Here is a 16,356-nt window from a genome sequence, read left to right as displayed (position 1 = left end):
CTTATTTACAGCGAATAATTGGAAATGCCCTTGCTTGAGGTAATCCAGGGTACTCAGAGAAGCACACTCGCTCACTATGGGAAGCCTGAAGTCCAAAAACTTCTTCAGTATGATAAAATGTATCGTTAGGGCCTATGTTTTTAATGAAGCCCCAACCATGTGTGCCTCGTCGATACTTGATATGTCCATATTTTCTTTCTTGAATAGGGTAACAAAGGGAAGAAAACATTTGAACTAATTGCTCAGAATTTGGACGATTTGAATAGTCGTAATCCAAGCAACTTTTGATAATGCCTAGTAATTGATTGCCTAACGGGTTTAAATGGCGAGATGTATCCATATGAAGGATTGGATCGATAGATTTCTGAGTATGATAGTTAATGACGATTTGGGCAAATTGCGATGTGAAAGGTGTTTTTCCTGTTAGTAGGAAATACATAATTGCACCTATTGACCAAATATCAATATGTTTTCCAGCTTTTGTTTTGTTTAAAACAATTTCTGGGGCCATATAAGGTAGAGCACCAACGAGTGTTTTTGAGCCAGCAATGGAGCTTTCAACATTTTCGGTATCAGAAAAAACCTCGTTGATTTCATCATCAACAAGTTTTGCAATACCAAAGTCAGTGACTTTAATATCTCTAAACTTCTCGCCCCCTACAATCATAATGTTACTTGGTTTGAGATCCCTATGGACGACGTCTGCGCTATGAGATGCAGCTACTGCTTTTGATAGATGATGTCCTATGAAGGCAACGAGACATGGATCTAAATATGAGAAATTATTTCTGAATACAGTGTTTAAATCTTTTCCGTCAATAAGTTCTTCAATTAAGTATTCGCGTTTATCAAAGCCAAAGTAATCTAGAGTTTTCGCCACGTTAGGGTGAATAACACGAGCACTACAAATTGCGGTACTTTTAAATCTCAGGCTAGCCGAATCATTTTTTGGTGTCTTTAAAGCGACTTTTCGTCCAATGTTTTTGTCTATCGCTGAGTAGACTTGTTGCATACCACCTTCGTCGATATAATTTTCGATCACGTATCGATCTGCAATGATGTCGTTAGGTTTGTGAATATGACTCATAATACTATCTCCGGATGAGATGAAGAAAACGAAACAAAGAAACGGTTATTGGCATCTCGAACAAATGTCAGGACGCATGCTCCATAAAGCACCTTACCCACATCTACAATTTCATTATTTATATAAACATGTCCTTCAACTTTAGTAACATAAAAGTCGTATCCGTTGTAATTGATAATAATTGACAAGTCATCAGAAATTTTAATTCTTGTTTTTGGATGAGCTTGGTCAATATTATGGGAGCCTTTCGGTGCAACAAACAAACCAGTATGTTTATTTCGTAGGAGCTCTCTTTGTAATTCAGCAACTAAACTGTTTGCTGAGGGTCTCTCCGTTTTATTTTCTGAAACACATTTATTTAAGAGTGATGTTAGCTTTGAACAAAAGCCAAGCTCAGCAAATCGAGGGCTTTCTGGTTGCGGATTAAGCGTTTTATTGAATTTACATATACCCGAAAATGCAAGTTTGTGTAAGGTCACTCCAAGTGCATAGATATCGACCGCAAATGAAAGTACAACGGAGTCTTGCGTGTATAATCCAAAGGCTTCAGGAGCTAGGTATTCTAATGTACCATGACCATTTACGGTTTGGTGCGGATCACCGATACGAGATACACCAAAATCAAAAATTTTAAGTACACCTTGTTTGTCAAATTTCGCATTATCCAACTTTATATCTCGGTGACATATTCCTGATGAATGTATATCACGTAGTCCAGATGCTAGCTGATAGGCAAGGCTCAAAAATTCTGGGCCATGACACTGACCTACTTTGCTAGCTAGATCTTCCCCATCTAAGTATTCTTGATATATTTCAATGTTAGTTTGGGTTTGAATAACGTCATACAATCCAACAACATGCTTAGACGCAATTGATTTGAGTAGGTTTACTTCCTCAATCGTATTGTTCTTCTTACTAATGGGGATTGTTTTTATTGCGACTTCACGATCAAGGAATATATCTCTATAAAGAGAGACACTACCATAACCGCCATCGTCTATGTGTTTTAGGTATTCATATCTTGTACTAGCCATAATTGTCACCAACGTTTAATTCTATTTATCTAGATTATTTTTATTATCTTCGATTTTGGCTAGGTCAAGTCCTGCACCTTCATCAAATACACTGTTATTATCAGGCGAAATCTCTCCGACATCGTCAGATGAGAATAATGATTTTTGATTTATCTCTAGGTTATAATCGTTGCGAGAGTCTTCTTTATCACTTTTTATTATTTTTTTCGCAGCTGTTTTTTTTCGTACTTTTTTCGTTTTTTCTTTTGGGTGTCTACCTTTCGAAGGTAGTTGTGCTAAGGGAATAATGATGTAACCATGGCAATCCCAAACTTCAAGGCAGTTATGGGTGACTTCGGTAGTTTCTGGGTGATATGTTAGGTTTGCCAAAGAAGCATAGATTGCTGTTGCGTTATCATGACCGCCAAGCCAATTGGACAAATGTATACAACGTTGAACGAATTCACTATCGGTTGTCTTATTTTCATATAGGCCAACTAAGTTAGCTTCTCCAATTTGGCTTATACCATCAGAAATAACTAACAAATCGCAGAGTGCAGAGCATGACTCAACAGTGACCTCTAATTCTCCCTCCATGCCTATATACTTTGTTAGACCATTTCTCTTCGTTATTAGGCTGTTTAGTTCGATTCCGTTGAGTTTTTCGAGGAAGCTTTTTACATCGTCATCTTCAGTGATTTGAAAAATAGAATTGCTTGTTGTGCATTGATAAATTCGACTATCACCAACATTGACGGTAAAGAATTCACCTGGTTCATGGCTGACTATAGCTGATAAAGTTGCTCCACCTTTACCGTTTGTTGATTCGGAAACGATCTGATGAGCAGAAAACACAGACTGTTGTATCGCTTGATCTATTTCAATGCCTGACTCGATAAGAGGTATTATAGAGCTTAAAAACATTGAGACAGTGTGAGTTGCGGCAAGCCCCCCATTAACCATACCTCCCATACCATCACTAAGAATATAAAAGTATATGTAGCGCTCCATTTTTGAACTATAGAAACGAGCAGAAATTGCCCGATCTTCATTTTCAGTTCTGATAAGCCCGACAGTTGTCGCTAACGTCGCTCCGACTTCATGTACAACGGATGACCGGTTCCCATTTACAGGTCTATTTAGCCTTTTTGTTAATATATCTTGCATATTAATCAGCCCTGTTTGTGTGTAATGATTTTAATTCAAATCTAAAATTTTGATTGAGCTCTTGATTAGCGGACTAGCTTTTATGCTGGCACCTGCTTACATAAGACAGAATATAACATAACATTTATTAAGAGCGTCTTCTCATATCAGTTACTAGCATTGACTCAATAAATAATTGATTGCAAATTACTTCTTCTTCATTTCCATAGCCACTCGGCCTAGAACTTTAATGTCTTCTTCTGCAACTTCAATGGTCGATTCACCGAACGCAATAGCCAGCTTCTTACCCGGTAAACGTTGCAGGTAGTTGATCGACAAGCGCCCATCAATATCAATGAGGTAGTCGCCTGTTACAGGGTCGGTTGATTCTTGGTTGACGTAATAGATACCAGCATCATCTTCGACCACTTGGGTCAGTGATGCTTTTAGGCCGAATCGCTCTAAAGTAGAGTGGTCTATCGCCATATTGCCACTTTCTACCAACACTCCATCCAGCAATTTAGATATTTGCATGCTTTCAGTAGATGCAGAATCACTCTTCTTACCTTCGAAAGGTTCACCTTCACCTAGTGCCATGTACTTAACCGATGCACCAGTTGCCAAATGCGCACGAACAATTAACTCAAATGCGGTTCTTTCGTGACTATGCCACGTTTGAATGGTTGATCTTGGGATTCCGAACTTGTCAGCTAACTGGTAATTAGTTGTTGTCTCGGTCACGGTTCTTAGCTTTTCCGTGAAGTTTCTACCAGAAAGATAGTCGTAAACCGGGATTTCGGCTTGTATTGTCGTCATATGCGATCTACCATTGTTGTCATATTGGGTTTTGATGTCTCATGTCTCACCATTTCGCATCAAAATAAACTTATCTAAGTAGGATACCACTTATGGCAAGTCTTCAAATAGCGTTAGACGCCCCTTTTTGCACGAAAAAAGAGTTTCTTAGACGTACTGGCTGGTCTACATCGTCACTCGATAGAGCAATAGCTCGTGGCGAAATTCCCATTCTTCCTAAAAAGGGCGAGAAAGGCTCTGTGCTCATCAACTTAGTGAAAGTGTTCGAGCGTTCTGCGGAGCAAGAAGTATGAGCTTCGCAACGTCACCTAAAACCAAACTCACTCAGCAATACATTACTTTGCTACGCCTATCGAGTGAGTCATGGGAAGACAAGTATCCAAACGAATGTCTGCTATGGCCTAAGTGCGTATTACGTGAACGAAAACAACAAGCTTTTGATGCAGCTTACTGTGATTTTTTGTCAATCATGATGTTGAAGAGACTGCCCGTAAATTAGAACTGAGTGCTTGCTTTTACAGGCCTAGTCTCGGGCGACTACATCATCTTAATACCGTATTAGCCGATTTAGGCGTGGTGGCGGGCAAGGTACCCAGGGAAGAGGAGTCAAAAACGTTCGTTGAACGCATCCTAGAAAATTCGATTCTGTCCGGTGAGCTGTCTAGCGATGCATTGAAGGTGTGCAATGCAGACCGCTTATACAGAAGCGAAAAACGTAAGACGATCGCAAAAGCTCAAGCCGCTATCGGTAATTTGGTTTTGCTTATGTCTGATTTAGAAAACCGCACAAGTGGCACAACCCCTTTGATTAGTATGGGTTTCGAGTTCATTGCCAACGGTGCGCCAATGCCTGGCTTAAGTTAGAGGAATTCGTTATGTCTGTTGTAACAAGAGAACATTTAAAAGTAGATGTCCCACCACTAGAAAACCCATGCCCTGATTTAGTTTGTTGGTCTTTGAATCGCGAGCAAAAAGAACGCGGCCTAGCTCTTTTGCAGCGAACAAGAAAAGAGCTTGGCGAGCGTCAGTTGAGGTCACTCTATCAGACACGAGAAGCTCTACTGAATCAATTTAACTCAAGCGATGACCGCTTAGAGCAAGCTCGCATTGATCGCGAGTTAAAAGCTCTTGATTTCAGCGCAAAGGATATTCAGTCACGCTGGTCATAGTCCAGTGATGCTCAAACGAACATAGCCCTTAGGCATCTTGCCTACACCCTTTATCCCTCTTTGATTTAAAGAGGGAGGGTTTTTTATATCTCAAACCTGAGGAATTGATGATGAATACTATTGAAGAACATCTTTTTAATCAGTCTGTTAACCAAATTACTGTTCGCTTTAATTCAAGTAATCAAGAGCAGCAACACCAAGTCCTGGTCCAGTTAGAGGCTATTGCGAAGAAGCAAGAGCCAATCACAACACATCGACCACAAGAAGAAGTACTGGCCGATCTCAAGCAAGCCATGCAGGGCGATCGCGCTCGTGTGTTTTTTGGTTATTCATTCCCAAGTTGGTATCGCAATGGCTCAATAGCACAGGTTTCACAGCTTCATCATTGGGCGAACTTAGATATGAGTAATCGTCATCTGTTTCTTGAAATGTTAGGGCTACGTGATTCAGGTCATTTTGATGATGAAGCGTTATATGAGTTCGAACAGTTTTGTTTGTCGGCGGTAGGGGGGAGTGAGCATGACATTGCATGAAGTAAACACCAAATCAGAATTTTTTAATGAGGTTCGATTAGGTCGTAAAACGGCTGAGGTTCGAGTCAATGATCGTAAATATCAAGCTAACGACGTGTTGATACAGCATGAAATTGACAAAGATGGGCATAAAACGGGTGCGTCCTTGGTACATGAAATCACTCATGTAGTTCATGGCGGGAAGTTTGGTTTAAGTAAAGAGGTATGTGTTCTTTCTCTTTCTAATTCATCTCATTTAAATAGTGTGATTTTGATGGGGCATTTACGAGATCGTTTAGTTGAAGCTGCAGATTGTATGGAGGCGGGTATTGACGTTGTTCGAGAGGCTGGACTCACTACTACTGATCTAGAAAGGCAGATTCAAGATTCACGCTATTTTGCTACAGAGGCGACGACTCTACTAAAAAAATTAGGGGAGGTGGCAGAGAATGGATGAAATATCACACAATGATCTCTTATACATAGCGGGGAAAGTAATGCCCCTCGACCGAATCAAACGAAATGATGCTAGATACCACGCTGGTTTTTTAGTGCCTAAAATTTACACCAACCAAGAGCAAGCCCTTTTAGACGCTGGTTTTGTTAAAAAAATCCCAATCTACGATCGTGTTTTCAACCAACAATCTAAGCGAGAATTTGAGCTCAAGAGATCGATAGATCTTTTTAAAGCTCTTAATTATCGCACTGAACACGACCGCGAAGCGGCGGCGAGAATCGCCGAAGAGTATAGGCTAGTCAAAGGGCGCAAAAGTCCGACAGAGAAACACCGTCATAGAATTGAGCGAAATCGCCAAACTCTGCAGCTGCTAGATAGGGTTATTAATCCATCGGAAGTCCTACAAAGCCCTGAGGCGTATTTCAATCACGACTTGTTGTATACCTCTACAGAGCGTAATACACCTGCCGTTTTACAAGAGAAAGGTAAAATTAACCGCTGTGAGCCTAAAATCAATCCTACTTCAGTACAATTACAGCAGCGAGAGTGTTTCGACCAGTACAGAATCCAGCACATTACTCAAACACCGACGAGTAAAGCACCAACTGTCAACAGCGGTGAACGGTACACCGACAAGCTGACTAAGCGAGCGGTAACTCAGATTTTTGAAAGTGCGGCTTATGCGGCAGTTCGTAACGATGGTTTCACTACGTTTTTGACCTTAACGTTCACCAGAGAGCAGCGATTGGCCATATTTGGCGGTATGGCTGATGAATCGGAATTGGGTGAACTAGGCGCTAGGCATCCAATTCGTTATCGTCGAAACATGGTGACCTATAGGAGCAACTCGAAAGAGAAGCGAGTGGCTTCGCCTGTTACCGATATTGCTGGACCTTATTCAACAGTCCCATTTAAAAATAGATTGCGAACCAAGTTGATGAATCATAATGGTGAGATAGCAGGTGATTTCTGTCGCTTGGAAGATAAGCCCGCCAAAGAGTTTACGGTAGAAAAAACCATTGAAACCACTATAGGTAAAGAAGTTTCACGCTTACTTGATGCAATGAAAAAAATGTATCAACGCGGTTGGGTGGCTGATCATACTATTCAAACCGATGAAGACAGTGGGCAACCTTACTGCGATTTGAAAGTTGAAAAAGTGCCACCTCATCTAGGTAAGCCAAGTGACGTTGGCCCAACAAATAAACCTCTCGACTTTCACTATATTTGGGTTGCAGAGTGTCCGGCCAATGATGATGGTGAACCTAACCCTCATGTACATATGCTTTTAAAGTGGAATGTTGAACCTAGGTTCTTCCGCGCTTGGGCAAAACGACTGGAGAAAATCTGGGGACATGGTTTTGCAAATCTTGAGCGAATCAGGAAGCCTAAAGCCGCCGGCTCGTACATCATTAAAGCGGTTGGGTATGCCGCCAAAGGTGGAGATTCGGAACAAGGGTTGATAAAAGGGAATCGCTATAACATATCGGCAAGCACTCGAGCACCAAAATGGGAATGTTTGGCTTCGTTTGAGGCTGGAAATATGACGGCGATAATTAAGGAGTTAGGACATAAGCTAGACCAGTGGAAAAAACCGCTGAAAAGAAAGGCATCTAAGTTAGCTGCTGCTAAGGCTCAAACAATCAAGGCGAAGTCGATAGCAGTGCAACAAGGCAAACCGAAAGAGCTCACTGACAAAATGCAGAGTCGTATTATTCGTTTGGAAAAACAGGTGGAGAAGGTGAACAAAGAGATCCGTGAACGTGGCGTATTTGCTTCAAGTGATAATAGGTTCTCGGTAACGTTTGAAGGCGATGATTCAAAGACTAAAGTGGATGAATTCTTATTCTGGGCGGCTGGTGCCCGTGGTTGGTCGATGGAATGTAGAGATCTAGACTTAAATGATATCAAGCAAGAGGCTGACAATTTGTACTCAAATGATTTTATTCGGCATCAAGAGCGGTTAGCTTATTGGAAGTCGGTATTTGAAGATAGCCCACCAATTAGGGAGGTGGAGGAAGGAGAGAAAAGTTATTGGATGGAAGCTCAATTAGAATACGCCACAGAACTGTATATGCCTTGTCGTTCTAAGCGGATTTCTACACCTAACAAATATTGCTATTAAGACATTGTTGGTCAATATTAGAGCGGATAATAGTTGAATGGAGTCAGGTGATGCCAAAAAGTAAGCTAGAACAGTTAATGAACAAACTTCTGAGGCAGTATGGGGGTATGAAAGGTTAGTGGGCCGATTACTTAGAAATCATTGAGTCTGATGATTGGCCGTTGCCGTGAGTCATTTGTCAGAAGTTTGCTGGGGTGTTATTTCATCACATTTTTTCTTGAATCTCTTGGCGGTATTGACGGAATCAGATGCGTTGTCTTTAGTGATGTTTTGCGTTAAATAATAGTCAGCAATAACTCGCTGAGCTTTATACTGCTGAAGCATATAGGATAAAGCCTTCAAAGTGCTAGGCGAATGCACTTCACTTGTTTTTACATCATTAGACTGTAAATAGCTGATTAGTGATGAGTGTACACCTTGACCTCCATATGATGGTGGTTCATGTGCTAAAATCGTTAAAGCTGAATGGTACATAGAATAATAGCTTCTACTTACAATGTTGCGGTATTCAGACTCTGTTGTTGCTTGGCTTAGCTGGTTTTCAGTACATGTCAAAATATCTGATGGTGATACAGCCATTAGAATCCTCCACTTCGCGTTAGTTCGTGGTTATTGTCGGCTACATCAAAGCGTGCAATTACTGGACTCGACATGAGATTAGTCTCTGTAATGAGCAGGCTTAGTTCCCAGTTGAGGTCAAAAATAGCTTCAGGCTCGCAGTTTACCTCAAAAGATAGGCAGATCTTATCGGACTCTGGTAGGGCGTAGATATATGAACTTACAGCATTAATATTAGGTGAGCGCTCAACTAGCTCTAAGGCAAGTAGAGAGAGTTCTAAGAAGTCGTTCTCACTAAAGTTAATTCTCTGTTTAGCCCAGGCTATATTATTCATTTTAGCCTGGAAGTGAGCTAGTTCACTCTTGTATCTAGATGCATCAGGCTGCTCAGATTCAAGCTGTTTAAGTAATCCTTCAGTTAATTCTAGATCATTGAAAAAGTGACTAGCAACCAAGATGTTTTCTAATACTTTACCTGTACAAATTTCAGTAGGTATCTTTTTTATTAGTTCATAAACAGTTTTAGCCGCACCAACAAACGAAAGAGCCCATATGATATTACCAATAATAACTTGGTCATCAGGCGCTAGGCGTATGGCTTCGTGAGCGTGTAATAAAGCTTGTTTTTGTTGATTTAAAGATGTGTAGAGAATAGTCAACGTTAAGTGAGTATGACTTGCTTCAGGGAGCTTTTCCGCCTCTCTTTTATAGTAAGCGATTTCAAACTCACTCAAAACTGTAGAAGAACTAACAGCTTCCATTAGTGAGCTAAGAATTTCATTTACTTTAGATTGGGGTGCTATTTGCAAAGGTTCACCTTATTTATTGATCAGCCATTCTAGTTTAGGTGGAAATTTCTACCTTTCTTCATTGTGTCCAGTTGAAGACTTAGTTCAGCTTTCTAAGTTTTATATACTGTTCCAATATAAAAACAATACCGCTCATAGTACCAAAATCACATTAAATAACCACACTTACCCTTAAATACTGTTAAGCATGGTTAACATTGATTAACTATGGATGCCTAATTAGGAGTATAGATCACATCCATACCTCACATCTGTCCTGGCAAATCTTATTTTATTTAATTTATATCTAATTTATATGTGAGGGTGACGTGAGGTTTTTTTATGGGGAATTTGAATATTTTTAAATCTGTAATTTATTTTAAGTCAATGAATTAAATAGAGTTTAATCATTTTTTGTTAGTTGTTAGGGTGAGCAATAAACTTATGCTCTCAAAGAAGAAATATGACATATGAGTGAAGCTAACTTAAGAATCTAGCTAGAAAGCTGTACAAATATCCAGTAAGTTTCACTATTACCAAGCTGTATAAATACACAGTAAATTCAGTCTTACTGATAAGGGTAATGATATGTCTAAAGAAAAACAGCTATTTCAATCCGGTCTTGAGGTCATTATTGATGGGGTTTCAATGAGTGAAGCTAGTGAAGGGAGCAGACAGGCAGGTGTGTACTTAATGGGTTTGCTGATTGCGGACAATAAGGGTGAACTAGACGCAGATAAAGTAAAGGCTATCCAATCAATCGTTGCAATGGCTGCAGAAGCCAAGTCACCAAAGTTTTCGTTATAGCATTGAAAGTTGCTCTTGGAGTTCTTGTCGTTGTTTTGGCGGTAAGGCCTGCGCTAGGTTGAAGACTAATTGTGATGTAGTTTTAGCGCTAGGGCTTAGAGTATGGCTATAAGATAAATTCATCACGAAGGTATGCCCACACTCAGGATCACTACATGAGCAATACAAATCTGCATGTTTTGTGCTCATTCTATTCGATTTCAGGATCCGGCTTCTTGCACCGCACTCAGGGCAAAACACTCTCATAACGTTGGCCTAACTTAATGGACTGACAGTATGATATTACGCCAGTTGCTGTATTTTTGTACAGTTTTATAAAGCGTCGCCCGTAGTAACATCAAATTTCAGGTGGAGGGTTTTTATGTTTCTAATTTCTGGGTCATTGTTCACTTCATCCATAATCAGTTCACATACGGGTATGATCTCATCTTTGGCGTATTCACTACCAATCTTAATCGGGTCACCTAAGCTGGTCGTTCCTTGTGGGATGATACCTGCCTTACCTACAGGAAAGCGATGACCTACTAAGATGTCTTGAGCTGTAATATTTTTAATGCGTTCGAATTCATCTTTCGTTGCTATGTCTCCCACAGGTATTAGCTGAATACCTTTCTCTGCACCACCAGGAATATTGACAAACATACTGCGGAAATTACCCACACCCTTTGAACTCGCGATCTTATCTTTTAGCATCTTTTCATCATCGTCACTTAAATTTGGGTCATTGGCGTAGAAGATAAAGCCCATGTGAGCACCGTTCTTGTAGTAGCGGCGACGAAAGAGTGTGGCATCTTTGTTTAGTAAGCTGCTTTGCAAACTACCCAAATAATCAGGTAATCCATAAATCTGCTGTTGCAAGTCTTCTTGAGGCAAGAAAATGATGTCATTTGCTTTGTAGACTCGTTGCTTGTTGTCACGCTCAAGTAACACAAAGTCACCATTTTTACGTCTACGTAGGTACATAGTCGGTAGAGGGAACAGGCGCACTGGCCGCTTAAAATGGTCGCGGATTTTTAAGAAGGCGGCATCACCAAAAGTGAAATAGTTATTACAAAACGATTGAAGTTGTCGACGTCTTACCCCTCCGCCCGCGATGAAACGAGCAGCAACATAGTTCGCACGTGCTTTTAATAAAGAGCCATGATAGGCATTAGCTCGTGATGTCTCGGCCAATCCTTGTCGTGAAATGGGCGGTTCCCAATAGTTGTCTGTGTCGTTGTAGAACAGCTCAGAATAAGACGTCATCCAACTGGTCGAGTCGATGGCTTCTGGTGATGAGTCAATGTGATAAACAGACTCGGCTAGTGCTTCTTGCTTAACTAGTTTTGTTTTAGTGTCGGTCATGCTGCAGTGGCCCAAGTTGATTTCGTTGGTGTTTCGTGATCTAACGGTTCGTTGATAATGGCGTGTGAAATTGCCCAAAACGCATCGGCGTGGCCTGTTGTCTCACTTCGAGCGGCTTTAAAGGTCATGGCGTTACCGCTATTGGTCGGAACCCGTTTAATTGCCATGAAGGCCATAGCAATGTCTTTGTGCTCGGCATCAAACTGAAGTCGCTTAGCTTCTATGACGTCGATCATCTTCATTACAAGGCGGTTTTTGTTTTCATTGCTGTAATGTATGGCGTGCGCTTCACGTGGATGCTTTTTCTTTATTAGGTCCCAAACACCACCCCCAATGCCGGTTGTATCTACGCCTATGTAAGTGACCTTATAGCGCTTAAATACCTTTTCGATCTCAGCTACGTGATATTGGAAGTTCAGTCCTTTCCAATAGTGTTTTTCTAACACACGGAATGTTTCACCGGCGACTGCTGGCGGTGCGATGACCACTAAACAAGCATTATCGCGCGTTCGGCTAGGGTCATAACCTAACCAGACTTCACGACCTGCAAAGGGTAATTTGGTTTTCGGCTTGAAATCCTGCCAGTGAGCAGAGTCAACCATGCCTTTCTCAAGATCAGAGAATTTGAAGACAGACAAAGCGCTGTCAACAAAGACACACATAAATAGGTTGTCGAAATCGTCTTTGCTGTATTCGTCTTTCAGATCTTCAATGTCGAATAAGTTACAGCCGCCCGCTGCAGCATCTTCAATGGTAACGACATAACGCCACTGCTTATCAGGGCAAAGTACACCGCCATTTCTATATTCCTCGAACGTAGGAAATTCAATTTTAGTGCGGGAGTCTCGACCTTTTCGCCATTGGTCGCCAGTCCAAAATGGGTATGCCTGGTGCATTTTCGATGATGGAGTCGAAAAGTAGGTCTTACGCCATTTTTTATGGGTAGCCATGGCCGAAGCGAGTTTATTGAGTTCGTTAAACTTAGGTATCCAGAAATACTCATCGATATAAACGTGGCCGTGATAACTCTGGGCGGTTTTACTATTGGTCGACAAAAAACGAAGTTCAGCACCATTAGAGAGAATGATTGGGTTCCCGGTCAGCTCGATGTTTAAGAACTCTTTTGCAATCGCAATGATGTAGCTGCGAAAAACTTCCGCTTGAGCACGTGACGCTGACAAAAAGATTTGGTTGTCACCAGTTAGAATCGCGTCTTCTAACGCTTCACCACTGAAATAATAGGTCGCACCAATCTGGCGGGATTTAAGAATATTTCGAATCCGCTGTTTTATGTTGTTGCGCATTACGTGTTGATAGGCGAACAGGGAATCGTGCCACGTGGCGAAATCTTCTTTGTTCAGTTCGCTGATGTCATTCTTTTTGCCTTTGCGCTTCTTTGGTTTAGAGCGACGGTCAGAACGCTGATCACTAGAGTTGTTTTTGTTGCCAGCGTTTAAAGATTGTTCACTTTGCTGCTTTTCTTGTGCTCTTTGTTTCTTCAAAGATGCGTGATGTTTTATAAGCCTATCCAGCATGTCTAGCTGGTTTTTGCTTGGTTCTTCCAATTCGAGCAGCGTTTGAATACGGTTCGCTATCGCTTCATCAATTGTTTGTTCACGCAACATATCCCGCCAACTGAATTTGTCTGCCCAGTAATAAATGATGCGTTCATTATTCAGGTTCAGTTCGGTAGCGATTTCACTTGGCGTCCAAGCTTTTAAATAGAGTGCTCGGGCGGTTTGTCGTACTTCGGGGGAATAGGCCATAAGCGCATCATACGCCCCGAAATATTGAAAATGATGAATGGAAATTCGGATGAATTCGGATAGAGGCCAAACCCGAATCCCTAGGAATTGAAGTAGCTGATCCCCTCCATTCAAAGGCGTATTGTTTTCTCAAACGGTGTGTGATTGACAAGTTTGAGTACAAAAATGCCAAAGATTAGTGAGTGGAAAATCATAGCGACAGAGGGCCCAACCGTTGACGGGAGAAAAATCACCCGTGATTGGATTGAACAGATGGCCGCGAGTTACTCAATGGATGAATACACCGCACTTATCTGGCCTGAGCATCGCCGCTTCTATGGTTACGGTGAAAACTGGGGACGAGTGGTCGAAGTGAAAGCGGAGCAGTTGAACGGTAAATTACGCCTATTTGCGAAGCTCGAACCTAACGATTATATGCTCGAAGCCAATCGTAGAAAGCAAAAACTGTTCACCTCTATCGAGCCAAACCCCGATTACAAGGGGGAAGGTCGTTGCTATTTAATGGGCTTAGCGGCGACTGACTCACCAGCGTCAACAGGGACATCACGCCTTCAATTTTCTCGCATTAAAGGTGAAACCACCGAAATTCAAGCTAGCCACCTAGAAGAAGTCGATTTTTCAGATTGCTTTACTCATAAAGACCGATTTTTTGCGGCATTCAATGAATTTTTCTCTTCTGGTGATGAAGAGCCAGAAACGCCATCAAAAGTAGAGGACACCGACGTGACCGAAGAGCAACTCAAAGCCGCACTGGAAGAACATTTTTCTGTCTTTAAGGGCGAGTTTAAGAAAGAACTGAAAGAAGCGTTCAATTTGCAAGAAAGTCCAGAGCAGCCAGAAGAGGCCAGCCAAGCCACCGTTGAGCAGTTTTCTGCAACGTTGGAAGAAAAGTTGGCCTCGTTTATTGAGAAAGTGAACGATATCGAAACTAAGTTCGCTGAACTATCACAAGAAGTACCTAATCAAGAGCCGGATCCATCGGGTGCGAGTGAGAAGTTCTCATCTGAGGAGATTATTTAATGCTTAACGCAATATCGACTAAATACCTACAAGAGTTTTGTGCGGCAACATTAGAAGCCGCGAATGCTCCACAAGGGACGCAGTCTTTTAACTTAACGCCTCCAATGGAAACTAAGTTACGCCAAGCGATCATGCAGTCGAATGCGTTTCTAGGCATGGTTTCATTGTTACCTGTTCAGCAAATCAAAGGTCAAGTGATCGATGTTGGTGATGATGGCTTGTCGACGGGTCGCTCCGACACTGGACGTTTTAGCGTTGAAGTGGGACAAAGTGGCAATACTTACGAACTAACCAAAACAGATTCTGGCGCACATATCCTTTGGGAAACCATGACCCAATGGGCTAATTCCGGTTCGAAAGGCCAATGGTTGGTCATGATGAAAAACGCGATTTCTCGTCGTTTTGCGTTAGACATGCTGCGAATTGGTTTTAACGGTACCTCTATTGCGGTCAAAACTAACCCAGTAGCTAATCCTCTTGGCCAAGATGTGAACAAAGGTTGGTTAACAATAGTTAAAGAGAAAAAATCAAGTCAAGTTCTTCCGTCGGCCCTGTTAGATCCTACCGGAGCTGCTGAGGACTCCTACAAGAATTTGGATTCCTTAGCTCAAGACCTAATCAATACCACCATTGCTCCAGAGCATCGCCAAGATCCAGATCTTGTCGTGTTGGTGGGTTCTGACTTGGTGGCGGCTGAGCAGCATCGTTTGCTTGAATCTGCAGATAAACCAACGGAGCACAAGGCGGCACAGAGCCTGGCTAAGACTATCGCGGGTAAAAAGGCCTATACACCACCATTCTTTCCTGCTGATCAGCTATGGGTGACCAATACCAAGAACTTGCAAATTTTAACGCAAGAGGGGACGCAATGGCGTAAACAGAAAAACGATGAAGATGAGCTTCGTTTTAAGCAAAACCATATCCGTATGGAAGGTTACGCTGTGGGTAATTTGAAAAAGTTTGCGGCTATCGAATCAGTCACTGTCGTTGACTCTGATTCAACAGTTTAAGGGGTGAGATATGGTGAGCCCGTTAGCAAGACAGCGCCGACAACTTCTTGAAAAGCATGCTAACCAGTCTGCATCGGAATTGATTTCCGGTGCAGATACCGAAAGCCTGCACATCAAGCTGCTCGGTTTTGAAGACGATCGCAAGTGCCTAAAACAGCTCAATGCCATCGAAGACAGAGTGAAGCATAAACGAGAGGTTTTAGTACCGAAGTACAAACCTTACGTGGAAGCGTATTTGGAAAAAGGTGAAGTCTTCGAAAACCCAATCTTTACCAATATGGTGATTTGGTTATTCGATGTTAACGAGATGGATACCGCTATTGATTGGTGCATGAAAGCCATAGAGATGGACTTGCCGACACCAGAAAACTTTCGTCGTGACTGGCCGACAGTTTGCGCTGATGCCGTTCTTGAGTGGGCAGAGAAAGAATCGGCCCGTGGTCATTCGATTGAACCCTATTTCGGACAGGTGTTTGAAAAGGTCGCTAAAGAATGGCGATTGCATGAAAAAGTTCAATCCAAGTGGTACCGATTTGCAGGCTTGCACTTAATTCTAAATGAACAGGGACAACCGCAGCCCACGGCTATCGGGGACTTAGAAACATTAGAAAAAGCGTTGGTATTACTGCAACACGCTCACGATAAGTACGAGAAAGTGGGGGTGAAAACCAAAATCGGTCAAATCGAGCAACGTATTCGTGCCATTAAAGAAGGTTCGAATCTTTAAAGACTCCTATG

The 16,356-nt window shown here is 41.9% G+C and carries 20 protein-coding genes; 11 read left to right on the top strand and 9 right to left on the bottom strand.

Annotated elements, in window-relative coordinates; translation table 11 throughout:
• Window position 1: 1 nt before the first annotated feature.
• The 4 genes from AB4513_RS14060 to AB4513_RS14045 all read right to left on the bottom strand — a co-directional run bounded on the left by AB4513_RS14060 (window position 2) and on the right by AB4513_RS14045 (window position 4,062).
• Entirely contained in the window at window positions 2-1,087 is a 1,086-nt protein-coding gene (locus AB4513_RS14060) for a serine/threonine-protein kinase (RefSeq protein WP_102257944.1), read from the bottom strand.
• The gene (locus tag AB4513_RS14055; RefSeq protein WP_102257943.1) at window positions 1,084-2,121 is read right to left on the bottom strand and encodes a serine/threonine-protein kinase; all 1,038 of its coding nucleotides are present in this window, start codon (window positions 2,119-2,121) and stop codon (window positions 1,084-1,086) included. The genes AB4513_RS14060 and AB4513_RS14055 overlap by 4 nt, the downstream gene beginning before the upstream one ends.
• A gap of 21 nt (window positions 2,122-2,142) precedes the next feature.
• On the bottom strand, window positions 2,143-3,267 hold the full coding sequence (locus AB4513_RS14050; protein WP_133151968.1) for a PP2C family serine/threonine-protein phosphatase: 1,125 nt from the start codon (window positions 3,265-3,267) through the stop codon (window positions 2,143-2,145).
• Window positions 3,268-3,453: 186 nt separating this feature from the next.
• Window positions 3,454-4,062, bottom strand: a complete 609-nt coding sequence (locus AB4513_RS14045) for a helix-turn-helix domain-containing protein (protein ID WP_102257941.1) — start codon at window positions 4,060-4,062, stop codon at window positions 3,454-3,456.
• 92 nt (window positions 4,063-4,154) lie between these two features.
• Between AB4513_RS14045 and AB4513_RS14040 the strand changes: the two genes are divergently transcribed.
• The 7 genes from AB4513_RS14040 (at window position 4,155) to AB4513_RS14010 (ending at window position 8,325) form a co-directional block, all read left to right on the top strand.
• Entirely contained in the window at window positions 4,155-4,355 is a 201-nt protein-coding gene (locus tag AB4513_RS14040; RefSeq protein ID WP_102257940.1) for a Rha family transcriptional regulator, read from the top strand.
• Window positions 4,352-4,561 (top strand): hypothetical protein, encoded by a 210-nt coding sequence (locus AB4513_RS14035; protein WP_240798333.1) that lies wholly within the window; start codon window positions 4,352-4,354, stop codon window positions 4,559-4,561. The genes AB4513_RS14040 and AB4513_RS14035 overlap by 4 nt, the downstream gene beginning before the upstream one ends.
• A gap of 77 nt (window positions 4,562-4,638) precedes the next feature.
• Complete coding sequence (locus AB4513_RS14030; protein WP_240798332.1) at window positions 4,639-4,926, top strand: phage regulatory CII family protein; 288 nt, start codon at window positions 4,639-4,641, stop codon at window positions 4,924-4,926.
• A gap of 11 nt (window positions 4,927-4,937) precedes the next feature.
• On the top strand, window positions 4,938-5,231 hold the full coding sequence (locus AB4513_RS14025) for a hypothetical protein (protein ID WP_102257939.1): 294 nt from the start codon (window positions 4,938-4,940) through the stop codon (window positions 5,229-5,231).
• A 110-nt stretch (window positions 5,232-5,341) separates the two neighbouring features.
• Entirely contained in the window at window positions 5,342-5,764 is a 423-nt protein-coding gene (locus AB4513_RS14020; RefSeq protein WP_102257938.1) for a hypothetical protein, read from the top strand.
• Window positions 5,751-6,200 (top strand): DUF3850 domain-containing protein, encoded by a 450-nt coding sequence (locus tag AB4513_RS14015; protein WP_102257937.1) that lies wholly within the window; start codon window positions 5,751-5,753, stop codon window positions 6,198-6,200. The genes AB4513_RS14020 and AB4513_RS14015 overlap by 14 nt, the downstream gene beginning before the upstream one ends.
• On the top strand, window positions 6,193-8,325 hold the full coding sequence (locus AB4513_RS14010) for a hypothetical protein (protein WP_240798331.1): 2,133 nt from the start codon (window positions 6,193-6,195) through the stop codon (window positions 8,323-8,325). Before AB4513_RS14015 ends, AB4513_RS14010 begins: the two co-directional genes overlap by 8 nt.
• A gap of 171 nt (window positions 8,326-8,496) precedes the next feature.
• Here AB4513_RS14010 and AB4513_RS14005 read toward each other — a convergent pair whose 3' ends face one another.
• Both AB4513_RS14005 and AB4513_RS14000 read right to left on the bottom strand, forming a co-directional pair.
• A complete protein-coding gene (locus tag AB4513_RS14005) occupies window positions 8,497-8,904 on the bottom strand; it encodes a HEPN domain-containing protein (RefSeq protein ID WP_102257936.1) in 408 nt (135 codons plus the stop codon).
• Window positions 8,904-9,692: a tetratricopeptide repeat protein gene (locus AB4513_RS14000; protein ID WP_133151967.1), complete on the bottom strand. Its 789-nt coding sequence runs from the start codon at window positions 9,690-9,692 to the stop codon at window positions 8,904-8,906. The genes AB4513_RS14005 and AB4513_RS14000 overlap by 1 nt, the downstream gene beginning before the upstream one ends.
• Window positions 9,693-10,259: 567 nt before the next feature.
• On the opposite strand from AB4513_RS14000, the gene AB4513_RS13995 reads away from it, so the two are divergent.
• Window positions 10,260-10,478 carry a hypothetical protein gene (locus tag AB4513_RS13995; protein WP_102257934.1) on the top strand — a complete coding sequence of 73 codons (219 nt, stop codon included), beginning with the start codon at window positions 10,260-10,262 and terminating at the stop codon, window positions 10,476-10,478.
• Here the strand turns inward: AB4513_RS13995 and AB4513_RS13990 are convergent.
• The 3 genes from AB4513_RS13990 to AB4513_RS13980 form a co-directional block, all read right to left on the bottom strand.
• Window positions 10,473-10,724: an ogr/Delta-like zinc finger family protein gene (locus AB4513_RS13990; RefSeq protein WP_102257933.1), complete on the bottom strand. Its 252-nt coding sequence runs from the start codon at window positions 10,722-10,724 to the stop codon at window positions 10,473-10,475. The two genes, AB4513_RS13995 and AB4513_RS13990, sit on opposite strands and share 6 nt — an antisense overlap.
• A 66-nt stretch (window positions 10,725-10,790) precedes the next feature.
• The gene (locus AB4513_RS13985) at window positions 10,791-11,822 is read right to left on the bottom strand and encodes a phage portal protein (protein WP_102257932.1); all 1,032 of its coding nucleotides are present in this window, start codon (window positions 11,820-11,822) and stop codon (window positions 10,791-10,793) included.
• Window positions 11,819-13,588: a terminase large subunit domain-containing protein gene (locus AB4513_RS13980; protein WP_102257931.1), complete on the bottom strand. Its 1,770-nt coding sequence runs from the start codon at window positions 13,586-13,588 to the stop codon at window positions 11,819-11,821. Before AB4513_RS13980 ends, AB4513_RS13985 begins: the two co-directional genes overlap by 4 nt.
• A gap of 165 nt (window positions 13,589-13,753) precedes the next feature.
• Between AB4513_RS13980 and AB4513_RS13975 the strand changes: the two genes are divergently transcribed.
• Genes AB4513_RS13975 through gpM form a run of 3 tightly spaced genes read left to right on the top strand, consistent with a single transcriptional unit; the run spans window position 13,754 to window position 16,345 of the window.
• The gene (locus tag AB4513_RS13975; protein ID WP_102257930.1) at window positions 13,754-14,608 is read left to right on the top strand and encodes a GPO family capsid scaffolding protein; all 855 of its coding nucleotides are present in this window, start codon (window positions 13,754-13,756) and stop codon (window positions 14,606-14,608) included.
• Complete coding sequence (locus AB4513_RS13970) at window positions 14,608-15,618, top strand: phage major capsid protein, P2 family (protein ID WP_102257929.1); 1,011 nt, start codon at window positions 14,608-14,610, stop codon at window positions 15,616-15,618. Before AB4513_RS13975 ends, AB4513_RS13970 begins: the two co-directional genes overlap by 1 nt.
• 10 nt (window positions 15,619-15,628) lie before the next feature.
• The gene (gene gpM / locus AB4513_RS13965) at window positions 15,629-16,345 is read left to right on the top strand and encodes a phage terminase small subunit (protein ID WP_102257928.1); all 717 of its coding nucleotides are present in this window, start codon (window positions 15,629-15,631) and stop codon (window positions 16,343-16,345) included.
• Window positions 16,346-16,356: the final 11 nt, after the last annotated feature.

Source organism: Vibrio sp. 10N.222.54.E6, assembly GCF_041473955.1.
Taxonomy (GTDB): Bacteria; Pseudomonadota; Gammaproteobacteria; order Enterobacterales; family Vibrionaceae; genus Vibrio; species Vibrio tasmaniensis_A.
The sequence above is the reverse complement of the archived record's forward strand: the minus strand, read 5'-3'. Positions and strand labels throughout refer to the sequence as shown.

What these genes read in the sequence shown, in the direction of transcription:
- gpM (WP_102257928.1), top strand. Translation starts at nt 15,629, where the DNA reads ATGGTGAGCCCGTTAGCAAGACAGCGCCGACAACTTCTTGAAAAGCAT.
- AB4513_RS13975 (WP_102257930.1), top strand. Translation starts at nt 13,754, where the DNA reads ATGCCAAAGATTAGTGAGTGGAAAATCATAGCGACAGAGGGCCCAACC.
- AB4513_RS14025 (WP_102257939.1), top strand. Translation starts at nt 4,938, where the DNA reads ATGTCTGTTGTAACAAGAGAACATTTAAAAGTAGATGTCCCACCACTA.
- AB4513_RS13970 (WP_102257929.1), top strand. Translation starts at nt 14,608, where the DNA reads ATGCTTAACGCAATATCGACTAAATACCTACAAGAGTTTTGTGCGGCA.
- AB4513_RS14035 (WP_240798333.1), top strand. Translation starts at nt 4,352, where the DNA reads ATGAGCTTCGCAACGTCACCTAAAACCAAACTCACTCAGCAATACATT.
- AB4513_RS13990 (WP_102257933.1), bottom strand. Translation starts at nt 10,724, where the DNA reads ATGAGAGTGTTTTGCCCTGAGTGCGGTGCAAGAAGCCGGATCCTGAAA.
- AB4513_RS13980 (WP_102257931.1), bottom strand. Translation starts at nt 13,588, where the DNA reads ATGGCCTATTCCCCCGAAGTACGACAAACCGCCCGAGCACTCTATTTA.
- AB4513_RS14045 (WP_102257941.1), bottom strand. Translation starts at nt 4,062, where the DNA reads ATGACGACAATACAAGCCGAAATCCCGGTTTACGACTATCTTTCTGGT.
- AB4513_RS14050 (WP_133151968.1), bottom strand. Translation starts at nt 3,267, where the DNA reads ATGCAAGATATATTAACAAAAAGGCTAAATAGACCTGTAAATGGGAAC.
- AB4513_RS14040 (WP_102257940.1), top strand. Translation starts at nt 4,155, where the DNA reads ATGGCAAGTCTTCAAATAGCGTTAGACGCCCCTTTTTGCACGAAAAAA.
- AB4513_RS14005 (WP_102257936.1), bottom strand. Translation starts at nt 8,904, where the DNA reads ATGGCTGTATCACCATCAGATATTTTGACATGTACTGAAAACCAGCTA.
- AB4513_RS14020 (WP_102257938.1), top strand. Translation starts at nt 5,342, where the DNA reads ATGAATACTATTGAAGAACATCTTTTTAATCAGTCTGTTAACCAAATT.
- AB4513_RS13995 (WP_102257934.1), top strand. Translation starts at nt 10,260, where the DNA reads ATGTCTAAAGAAAAACAGCTATTTCAATCCGGTCTTGAGGTCATTATT.
- AB4513_RS14055 (WP_102257943.1), bottom strand. Translation starts at nt 2,121, where the DNA reads ATGGCTAGTACAAGATATGAATACCTAAAACACATAGACGATGGCGGT.
- AB4513_RS14015 (WP_102257937.1), top strand. Translation starts at nt 5,751, where the DNA reads ATGACATTGCATGAAGTAAACACCAAATCAGAATTTTTTAATGAGGTT.
- AB4513_RS13985 (WP_102257932.1), bottom strand. Translation starts at nt 11,822, where the DNA reads ATGACCGACACTAAAACAAAACTAGTTAAGCAAGAAGCACTAGCCGAG.
- AB4513_RS14010 (WP_240798331.1), top strand. Translation starts at nt 6,193, where the DNA reads ATGGATGAAATATCACACAATGATCTCTTATACATAGCGGGGAAAGTA.
- AB4513_RS14060 (WP_102257944.1), bottom strand. Translation starts at nt 1,087, where the DNA reads ATGAGTCATATTCACAAACCTAACGACATCATTGCAGATCGATACGTG.